The organism is Candidatus Protochlamydia sp. R18 (genome assembly GCF_000648255.1).
GTDB classification, from domain to species: Bacteria; Chlamydiota; Chlamydiia; order Chlamydiales; family Parachlamydiaceae; genus Protochlamydia; species Protochlamydia amoebophila.
The window spans coordinates 1-10,689 of the sequence record NZ_BASL01000662.1; the positions used below are offsets into that span (position 1 = coordinate 1).

The 10,689-nt window shown below is 34.5% G+C and carries 7 protein-coding genes and 3 pseudogenes; 2 read left to right on the top strand and 8 right to left on the bottom strand.

Going from position 1 to position 10,689, the window contains the following annotated elements; all coding sequences use genetic code 11:
- Positions 1-267: alanine:cation symporter family protein (locus TY19_RS04220; protein ID WP_445082245.1), on the bottom strand; the 267-nt coding region annotated here is incomplete at its 3' end.
- A gap of 16 nt (positions 268-283) precedes the next feature.
- Positions 284-1,678, bottom strand: a complete 1,395-nt coding sequence (locus TY19_RS04225) for an alanine/glycine:cation symporter family protein (RefSeq protein WP_102035387.1) — start codon at positions 1,676-1,678, stop codon at positions 284-286.
- A gap of 453 nt (positions 1,679-2,131) precedes the next feature.
- Here TY19_RS04225 and TY19_RS04230 point away from each other — a divergent pair, with 453 nt between their 5' ends.
- Together TY19_RS04230 and TY19_RS04235 are read left to right on the top strand one after the other, a co-directional pair.
- Positions 2,132-3,223 (top strand): 3-deoxy-7-phosphoheptulonate synthase, encoded by a 1,092-nt coding sequence (locus TY19_RS04230; protein WP_042280504.1) that lies wholly within the window; start codon positions 2,132-2,134, stop codon positions 3,221-3,223.
- Positions 3,224-3,306: 83 nt separating this feature from the next.
- A complete protein-coding gene (locus TY19_RS04235; RefSeq protein ID WP_148300629.1) occupies positions 3,307-3,735 on the top strand; it encodes a hypothetical protein in 429 nt (142 codons plus the stop codon).
- Here TY19_RS04235 and fumC read toward each other — a convergent pair.
- The 6 genes and pseudogenes from fumC to TY19_RS11595 all read right to left on the bottom strand — a co-directional run.
- On the bottom strand, positions 3,732-5,123 hold the full coding sequence (gene fumC / locus TY19_RS04240) for a class II fumarate hydratase (protein ID WP_042280507.1): 1,392 nt from the start codon (positions 5,121-5,123) through the stop codon (positions 3,732-3,734). The genes TY19_RS04235 and fumC overlap by 4 nt on opposite strands.
- Before the next feature lie 6 nt (positions 5,124-5,129).
- Positions 5,130-6,020 carry a tetratricopeptide repeat protein gene (locus TY19_RS04245; RefSeq protein ID WP_052354770.1) on the bottom strand — a complete coding sequence of 297 codons (891 nt, stop codon included), beginning with the start codon at positions 6,018-6,020 and terminating at the stop codon, positions 5,130-5,132.
- Between the two features lie 574 nt (positions 6,021-6,594).
- On the bottom strand, positions 6,595-7,533 hold the full coding sequence (locus TY19_RS04250) for an o-succinylbenzoate synthase (protein ID WP_042280508.1): 939 nt from the start codon (positions 7,531-7,533) through the stop codon (positions 6,595-6,597).
- Between the two features lie 384 nt (positions 7,534-7,917).
- Positions 7,918-8,695, bottom strand: a pseudogene (locus TY19_RS12700) (IS982 family transposase).
- Between the two features lie 448 nt (positions 8,696-9,143).
- Positions 9,144-9,880, bottom strand: a pseudogene (locus TY19_RS04255) (hypothetical protein); the annotation flags it as partial.
- 215 nt (positions 9,881-10,095) lie between these two features.
- Positions 10,096-10,689 (bottom strand): annotated as a pseudogene (locus tag TY19_RS11595) (IS1 family transposase); the annotation flags it as partial.

The following is a 10,689-nucleotide window of genomic DNA, read 5'->3' on the forward strand; positions in this document are numbered from 1 at the left end:
TGCAACACCCGCAATATTTCCAATTCCAATTGTAGCAGCTAAAGCTGTCATCAACGATTGGAAGTGGCTGATATCTCCTTGTCCTTCTGCTTCTGGGTGGGCTTTTTGAGAACCAAAGACTAATCGAAGTGCATAACCTAAATAACGAAATTGTAATCCTCGTAAGGTGATGGTCAAATAAATTCCCAATCCAGTTAAAAGCACGAGAAGAGGAGCCCCCCATATCCAGCTATAAATTATATCTAAACTATTCATGATACTTGTCATTATATTAGCAGGCATTTTATGTATCTCCTAGATCCCTGAAATTTTCCCTTTTTTCTTTTTCACGATCCACCACAATTAAAAAATCTTTGGTTTCTTTTTTAATAACTTTAGATAAAGCGATTAAAGCAATTAAATTTGGAATCACCATCAATCCGTTACTGATATCTGCTAAAAACCAAGCAGTCTCCATTTTTAATGCTGCTCCCGGAATAACCATTAAAGCGAATAAGATGCGATAGCTAAAAACCGAACTTTCCCCAAATAAATATTCACAACATTTTTCTCCGTAATAAGACCAGGCAAGAACCGTGGTATACGCAAATAAAACAAGACCGATCGTTACAAGGTATTCACCACCTTGAATGTGAGTATTAAACGCAGCAATCGCTAGAGAAGCTCCATTTAACAGTTGACCCGACTGTGAATAAGAACCAACGAGTTTTGATACAGCGAGGACAAGGCCTGTCATCGTACAAACGATGACAGTCGAAATTAATGCACCAGTCATTGTCACCATTGCCTGACGTCCAGGACTATCTGTCTTGGCTGCTGCTGCAGCTATAGAAGATATTCCAAGTCCTGCTTCATTAGAAAATACACTTCTTGCTACACCCATTTGTAAAGCCAATATCATTGTAGAACCGAGGAAGCCACCAACTGCAGCTTGACCATTTAAAGCACTATGAAAAATCAACATAAATGCATGAGGAATTGAAGAATAATTAACAACTAGAATATAAAGAGCAGCTAAAATGTAAATGATTGCCATTCCAGGGACTAAAACACTTGCAACATTCCCAATACTTTTAACTCCACCAATGATTACAGCTGCTGTTAAAAAACACAATACAACTCCTGTAGTCCAAGGTTCAATATTCCATACATGATTCACAGCTTCAGCAATTGAATTTGTTTGAACAAGATTTCCCGTACTCATGGCTGCAATCATTCCTAAGACAGCAAAAATCCATGCCATCCATTTCCATCCCAAACCTTTTTCAATATATTGCATAGGTCCCCCAGACATTTCTCCTCGGCTATCTTGCTCACGATATTTCACGGCTAGCAAAGACTCTGCATATTTAGTCGCCATACTTAAAAATGCTGTTACCCACATCCAAAAAATAGCTCCTAAACCTCCAATTGTAATCGCTGTCGCCACCCCAACAATTGTTCCTGTTCCAATAGCCCCAGCTAAGGAGGTCATTAAAGCTTGAAAATGGCTAATATCTCCTTGCGAGTCTTGTTTTTGCTTAGCAATGACCTGCTTAAATGCATACCCAAGATAACGAAATTGCACTCCTTTCAAAAGAATAGTTAAATAAGCCCCAGTGCCAAGCAATAGCATGAGCAAAGGCAATCCCCAAATCCAATTTCTAAGTTCGCTTAAGAATTGATCCACTTGTTCCATTATTTACCCATCAAATGAGGTTCCCGATCGTAAATTAGTTAGGATACTAACAAATAATTTAGTCTTTGTAAGTAAGATCTAATTTGGTTAGACCCAATATTTTAAAGCTTAGATAATAAGAGTAAGTATAGAAACTGTTTTTAAGCAGCTTGAAATAACCATTTTCTTATTTCCCGCAAAAAAAATTAACGCAAAATTGGGCAAGATCATGGCATTTTCTTGTTTCTTCATCAAGGACATAAATCAATTATGTAGAAATTTAGAATTGTTAGTTTATTTAATAAAACTCATAAACTAATTAGAAAATCAACAACATAACTATATTAAACTTCACCATTTTTTCATAATTACTATTGGTAATTTTGAAAAAATAAACCCAAAACTTCAGTTAGATTGATTCACGAAAATGTCAATCTTTGTTAGACTCCGGACTAATCAGAATAATGGACTAACATGGAACTTCTCCCCTCATATAAAGAATTAAAAAGCCAATTTCCGGCAAGCGTATCTCAAGATAATTTCATTGAAGATTGTCGAGAAACTGTAAAATCTATTTTAAATGGGACTGATAAGCGATTATTATTGATTGTAGGGCCCTGCTCAATCCATGATTTTCATTCTGCTAAGGAATTTGCATTTAGATTAAAATGCTTAGCAGAATCTCTTTCGTCTCATTTTTTCATTTTAATGCGTGTCTATTGTGAAAAAGCGAGAACAGCAACGGGCTGGAAAGGATTTTTGTATGATCCACTTTTAGACGGTTCCAATCAACTTTTACTCGGAATCAAAAAGACAAGAGAATTGTTGCTAGAGCTTTGCGATTTGCGAATCCCTGCCGCAACCGAATTTTTAGATCCTTTAACCGCTTATTATTATGAAGATTTAATTTCTTGGGGGTCGATCGGAGCGAGAACTTCCTCCTCACAAATCCACAGGCAATTTGCTTCGAATTTGCAAATTCCGATAGGCTTTAAAAATGGAATTGCTGGTAATATTTCAGCTGCTGTTCAGGGAGCCTATGCGGCTTCCCAACCCCATGCTTACATGGCTTTACACGAAAATGGATGGCCAATTGCAACGCAATCTAAAGGAAATCTCGATACTCACATTGTTTTAAGAGGTGGGGAAACAAAAACCAATTTTGACTCTCATTCGATATCTGAAGCGCTTGCAAGGTTATCCCATGCAAACTTGCCAGAAAGAGTGTTGATCGATTGTTCTCATCATAATTCAAATAAAAAACATGAAAAACAACCAATTGTTTTTCAATCCATTATCGATCAAGTACTGGCAGGAAATTCCTTTATTAAAGGTTTAATGTTAGAAAGTCACCTTTATGCCGGCAATCAACCTTTTCATTTCAATCCACAAGAGCTTCGTTATGGTGTTTCGATTACGGATTCTTGCTTAGATTGGAATTCAACTCAAACACTCATTGAATGGGGTGCTCATCAATTGCAAGAAAATTTTAATCCGAGTAAGAAGTTATCTTTGTCTTCAGAATCTCTTTTTAGTTCGATGATATGTACAAAGCTAAAAAGATAAAAAATATTTTAATGAAAAGCTCCTTAAAAATCTTAATAGCTATCATCTGCTTTCTTTGTCTGACTAGCTGTAGCCTTCAAAGATTGAACGTACAAACTCATTATGTAAATCGCGAACACTTAGCAAGTTACCATGTATATACCCCTGATCCTTATAAAGAAAACCCCACGATTGGTCAGACAATTTTAATTCAATGGCACATGCTTAAACAAGATCAAAATTTTCGAGAGTTTTATCTACATCTTGCTATACGATTCCGCAACCGTAGAGAAGAAAATATTTATTTGCAATTAACGAAATCATCGGGAACTTATCTTTATCATTTATTAAATGAAAACTTTTGTTTTTCAGGGGGAATTGCCACCTATAAAATTGATTTGATCGGTGATGAATGCCTTTTAGAAAGCTGGACACATCCCCTATGGGTAGACTTAATCTCTTTTGATTTTTCCACTGAAAACACAAAAAAAGAACAAGAAACATTTAACAAATCAAAATCAGCAAAATATTAAGTCATTGGCCCAATCATTTTTTTAGGATCCATAATCTGATCAAATTCATCTTCGGTTAAAAAGGCTAAAGCTAGTGTAGCTTCTTTTAATGTTATATTTTCTAAGTATGCTTTTTTTACAATTTGACTTGCATGATCATAACCAATTGCATGATTAAGAGCAGTTGCTAACATTAAGGAACGATTCAGATGTTCTGCAATTCTTGTTTGGTTAGCCTCTATTCCGACAACACATTTTTGGTTAAAATTAGTAATAGCATCGCTTAATAATCGAATAGATTGAATTAAATTATAAATAATAAGAGGGCGAAAAACATTCAATTCTAGATTGCCTTGCGAACCTGCAAAACCAATGATCCCATCATTCCCCATTACTTGAATGGCAATCATCATTAAGGCTTCACTTTGTGTAGGATTAACTTTTCCTGGCATAATCGATGAGCCTGGTTCATTAGCAGGAATAACAATTTCTCCTATGGCACATCTAGGGCCTGAAGAAAGCCACCGAATATCATTGGCAATTTTAAACACTGAAACGGCCACTCTTTTTAAAGCCCCGCTAACTTCTACAAGAGCGTCATTAGTCGCGAGCGACTCAAATTTATTCCTGGCAGTGACAAAATTAAATCCAGACAACTCACTAATTTTTTCAGCCACTAATTTTGCGTAGTTGGGATGCGTATTCATTCCCGTTCCCACAGCAGTTGCTCCCAAGGCCAATTCAGAAAGATGCGCAAACGTATTTTTTAGAGCTTGTATTCCATGCTCTATTTGGCTGACATAACCCGAAAATTCTTGTCCAAGTGTTAAAGGGGTCGCATCCATTAAATGCGTACGCCCAATTTTTACAATATCTTTAAAAGCTTCAACTTTCGCTTCTAAAGTTTCTTTTAGTTCTCTTAAACTTGGTAACAACTTCTTAGATATATCAAACATTACCGCAATATGCATGGCTGAAGGAAACACATCATTAGACGATTGAGATAAATTGACATCATCATTAGGATGGATCGGATATTTAGAACCAAGCACCCCACCCAGCTTTTCAATGGCCCTATTACTAATCACCTCATTGAGGTTCATGTTTGTTTGCGTTCCAGAACCTGTCTGCCAAACAGATAACGGAAATTGATCATCTAAGCAGCCAGATAAAATTTCGTCGCAAACTTCACAAATCACGAGTTGTTTATTTTTTGGTAATAAACCAAGCTGTTCGTTAGTTAAGGCGGCCGCTTTCTTGATTAGAGCAAGCGCATGAATTACTTCCTTAGGCATTTTTTCTATTCCAATCGAAAAATTATCGTAGGAACGCTTCGTTTGAGCTCCATAATAACAGTCTACAGAAACTCTAACTTCTCCTAAGGTGTCTTTTTCGGTTCGATAGTCCATTTAATCTTATTCTCTTATATTCCAATAATGATATATTCTCAGTCTATTCTCATAACTGAGAATTTTATCAAGATAAATTTTAGATTCTAAATATCCTAAATCATAGGCAGACTGCAAATATTTAATTGCCTCTTGATTATTTTGTGAACAACCTTGTCCTAAACAACAGAAAATGCCATAACGATGTTTTGCTTCAAGGTGCCCCTGATCTGCAGCTCCTTTATAATATTCTGCAGCTTTTTGCTGATTTTTAGAGACACCATTTAAGCCATATTCATAACTCTTGGCAAGTTTAAATTGAGCCAACATATATCCATTATTAGCGGCAGACTGACAAAGCTGTAAAGCCTTCTTTTCATTTTTTTCAACTCCATGCCCGCTTAAATATAGCAACGAAAGCCGATATCTCGCCTCTAAAGAGCCATTATCACTAGCGAGTTTTAAATAAAAAACGGCTTGTTGCTCATCCGATTGTGTAATTCCCTTTCCTTCTAAATACATCAGACCAATTTTAAGTTGCGCGTTCGTAATATTTTGATGCACAGCTAATCGATAGTAATAAAAAGCTTTTTCGTTATTTTGTTTAACTCCCTTGCCCGACTCATATAAGTAACCTAAATAATTTTGAGCTCGAGCATTTTTTTGACTGGCCAAAATTTTCACCGCTAAAGCTGTATTTCGTTCAGAACATGCACACGAAATAAAATTATTGACTCTACCAAGCAAGGAGTAAAAGATTGAAGTCATTTGTGAATTAACTAACGCCATAGTCGCATGACAAAGCATTAACAGTCTTATCAACAGAGGTTTATTAAGCTCAGTTGGAAAGGGACTTTGTATCGATTGATTGACTGGATTGACTAAGTATTGACCGCAATAAAAATCCACTGCGTTCATAATGACCCTCCATCACTTTCGCTAAAACTAATAAAACTTTTATTCTTGCTTGTTTTTTGTCTTTGAAAGCTAAATAAGCCCAAAGGAAAATTAAGATCGAAGCCTGTTTTGAATTACACATACTCTAATAATACGTATTGATTATTAAATTTTTGAGATCGAAAGCATTGATTTATTGGCAAATGAGTTCAAAAAAATAATCGTATCAGCAAGCGTTGAAGTTACTTTTCCCGTTTCTTTATTTAGCTAATAAATCAAATGATGCAAGAACTGTCTCATAAGAGAATTTTCTATTATTTTTATTGATAAATTTTAGATTTAGCGTTTTTTCTGATATCTGTCAAATTTTCTTAAGAATGTGCAAATGCTTAGAGATTTATTTGCTTAACCATACTGCAGCAAAATACAAGTGACTAACCATAAAAAATTTATATAACATCCAAATTGTTTATTTTAACCTAGAAAGTTACTTTGATCAAAAATAACTCAACTTAAATTTTTGACTAGAATTTATCCACAAAAATTTTAAATTGCGTTTATCTTTTATTTTTTTCAAATAAAGCTTACTGATTAGTTACAAATTTTTTAAGTTAACCTGTCCATTTGAAATAAGGAAAGGACCTTCCGTTTGAGGCAAAAAATGATAGGTGCCGATTCCTATAGGTGAAGTCAGCTTTAATCTTGCAGCCATTGAAATGAGGTGGAAGAGTCCCAATTCACTTTCAAAACTACTACTTAGAACGAATTCAATATTGCGTTGTTTCGCCCATTTGTATACAGGCAAACAAGTTGTCATTCCCCCCTGTAGAGTGGGTTTATAAATAAGAGATTTAAGAGAGCATAAAGTTTCTAAATCTTGAAGAGAAAAATTTGAAGGAAAAGACTCATCAACAGCAAGGGGATGAGAAAAAAGAGATAATTCTTTAGGGTTTTGAAAAGGCTCTTCAACATAATCAAAACTATCTAAAGAATATTCTGAAAAGAATTGTAAAGAATCTTCCGTTTTCCAGGCTCGATTGACATCTATTCTTAAACGAAAAGTATCTTTTAATTGGTGAATAAGCTTTGCAGCATCGGAGAACGAAAGTTGGCTGACTTTAAGTTTAGCTATTTGATAACCTTCTTGTAGGCGAAGTTTTGCTTGAGCAAGAATTTCTTTTTTGGATCCCATCAATAAGGCGCTTACTGGCATAGAATATGTTTTTAAAGGATCTAAAAAGGATAGAAGAGCCGATTCTATTCCAAATTGTACTGAGGGAAAAAGGTGGAGATGCATTAATGCATCTCTATAATTTTCAATTGTCCAATCTATATTTAAAATAAAGCTTTTTTTGGCATCAATTTGGCGAATAGCCTCTTCTAAGGTTTCTTTGCTCCAAGGGGGTAATGGGGCGATTTCTCCTTTTGAGATATTTCCTTTTTTATCAACTAAAGAAATAATCGCAATAGATCTTTTTAATCCATTAGTGAGTGTAAATTGCCGAGGATTGCAAATAAATTTTTCGAATTTCATTAGACCTCTTACATCACGAGCTTTTTTTAAAAACCAATTTTAACAGGCAGATAGAATAATTACGCAAGAAACTATTTATCAATGTTTTCTTTTTTAATTTAAAATTTGTGATAGTTTAGATTTTTTTAATACTTACAATATCTAAACAATAAAGCGAGCCAATCATTTCAATTTTCTTTAGGTTTGACGTAAGAACTCGAAGTCTCTTCATCTTTTTATGATCTTTTTTTGATTTATTTTCATCAAGTTATTCCAGACATCTGTCAGAACAAGTTTTTGTACAATTTGGCAAGATTAAGAAAGTAAAATAATTGAGCCTATTTTGTTATTAACCTGAATTTTGTGTTTTTAGACAGCTATTAACAATAGGCAATGTTGTTTTTGCTAAGTTGATAGTGGCTTTTGGGTTAGTGAGGATAAGCGAGCAATCCCTGTCAATAGATTAATCAAATAATTTCCGGCGCTACTATGGTGTGTCTATTCAATCTGAGAAATATTTTTAATGAATGACTTACCGTTTCAATGATAGCTCGTTTTCTAAGAATTTTGTCTCAACTTCATTAGCTTCTGCATCCTATTCGATTTTATGGTCGTCAATCGTTCGGGACCTTGTTTCAAAAACCTTTTTGAAAGCTCTTTTGAAATCACCCCTTACCACCAAATAGCTTTTCCAAAATCCCTTTCGACAAGGTTTCGGCAATAGAAACATCAGCAACATTTCCAGGAGTTAGCTGAAAAGCCAAAATTTTTCCTTTCTCATTAAGCACGAGATGTCATTTAAATCCGGAAAACCACCCTGAGGTTGTTTTCTCTCTTTTCGCCAAACTTTGAAATACCTTGTTTCTTTTTATGCGTCTATTGTGGCAAACATCTATCGATGGAGAATCAATAAAAGCAATTCCGGTGATTTCTCCTCTTTTGTCTAAGAAGATAAGCAAATACAGGAACAAAAAGGTTCAACTTTAAATAAACAAAGCGACTAATGCTCATTAAGTTTGAAAATTCTTTGTCTAAGTACTTACTAACCTATTCATAAAAGTGCTTAAATGTTCAATCATCGATCAATGAAATAAAATAACAATTGTCATCCTCACTGGTATCGATCATTCAGTTGAGGTCCTCGCTTTGTTTTGCCATGGTCAATTAACTATTTATCCCATATCTGCTTAAAAAATTTTCAAAAATCATCTACACGACAATAGCATCTAATTGAATCCTTTTTGTTTTCTCATGTCGTATTAAATATTAATTAGGCTGATGAGATAAAATATAGGCTTTGATTTTTGGATTTCCTTGCCAATTTCCTAGTTTCAAAATCTCTATAAACATAAGGATTAACTCCCCTTTCATCTATTTTTTATTGAGATTTTCCTACTTTTTTGGAAATTTGTTCTTTTGTCTTCCTTCCTATTCTTAATAGAATGGCGTCTTTTTTGTCGTTTACGGGCATAAAAACTGCTTGTATAGTAACACTAAAATGAGCCGAGGTCTCTCTTAAATAGGCTATCAAGATGTGACTTAATAAACTTTAATAAAACTTTATTCTTTATTTTCTTAGGACAAGCAACTCTTATTTTCGGCGCCAATTTTTTTATTAAAAGTTTTTATCTACTAAGTTTTAAATTGAGTGAAGTTGTTAAGTTTTTAAAATGCGCTAATCCAGCGTCAGTGAGAGCCCTACAATTGCTTAGATCTAGATGCTGCAAACCCGTTAAAGGTTTCAGATGCACTAATCCAGCATCCGTGAGATTATGGCACTTACTCAATTCTAAATGCTGTAAAGTAACCAAGGGTATCAAATGAGCTATTCCAACTTCGGTGAGATTAACGCACCAAGTCAGATTTAAATACTGCAAAGCCACTAAGGGAGTCAAATGCGTTAATCCAGCATCCGTGAGCTTACGGCACCCACTCAGATCTAAATGCTGTAAAGTCACTAAGGGTGTCAAATGGGCTAATCCAGCATCCGTGAAATTATGGCATTCTTGTAGATGAAGCACTTTTAAATTTTTACAATTTTTTAAAGTTAAGAGATAAGCATCTATTAAATAAGTATTCTCTGAAAAATTGAGTGTTTCTATCTTCTTTGAGAAGTGATTTACAATTTTTTCAAACTCCGTTAACTGAGAAGTTTGATTTAATAATGCGCTCACAACGGTGAATTCTAAATAGTTTTTCAAAATATTTAATTGACATTGCTGCGCAAAATTCAAAAGCTCTTTTAATCCGACTAAACTCTTTTGAGTGGAGCTAAAGGTTCAAATCTCTGTGATTTGTGCCCATCAATTAACTGCTTTTCTAAGTTTTTCACCACTTCTATTAGTTCATAATAATCGGTTAGTTGAATGAAAAAGGAATTTAACTAGATTCTGTAAAATAAGTTAAACAGCAACTAGAAGCTATTAAGAAAAAGGTAATCGATGAAAACAGAACTCGTTGGGAAGTTTCCTAAAGATATTCCTTCGTTAGCACGCGCGCAAAACATGATTAAAAACTTAAGAAAGCCGATTTTGAATAGAAAAATCAGGGATGACTTTTTCTGATATGAAAAAGTTGGTAGTGCTAAATAGGTAAGGCTCTCAACTGCCTATTGTAATCACAAATAAAGTATTTTATTAACCCAATGTGATTAGTTAGTTTTTTAGAAAATGAAAGTGTTTTCCTTACAAGTCTTGCACATCTTTGTCTGAGAGTACAATTAAATCTTTCAATGTAGCTTGTCTGACCAGATTGCTTGCTAACTGGTTGATGTTGACTCCAAGGAATGGTTTCATAATAGACATTAAATTTATCAGTGAAATAGAGGGCTTTTTTTTTAATGATTCGGGTAGTTTTGCAAAAAGAAGCTCAGCGGTTTTTTTATCTCGAGGACCCACTTGCATAGCAAGCACTTGACGACTTTTTTTATGCAAGATGAGCCATAACCACTGATCATTTTTCTTATTTCCTACAAAACTCCATCGCTCATCTACTTCAAGTTTAGCCACTTCCAATTCATCTTTCTCACAACATGTGACTTGTGCATTTAAATCCTCAGGCAAATCATTGATMATGAAATTAATAAAATCTAGCAGCCATGGCATGCTTACATCAAAAATTCTACAAATTCCATTAAGAGATACCCTTTCTAAAAGAGCTTTTCTGACAAGTTCCTTT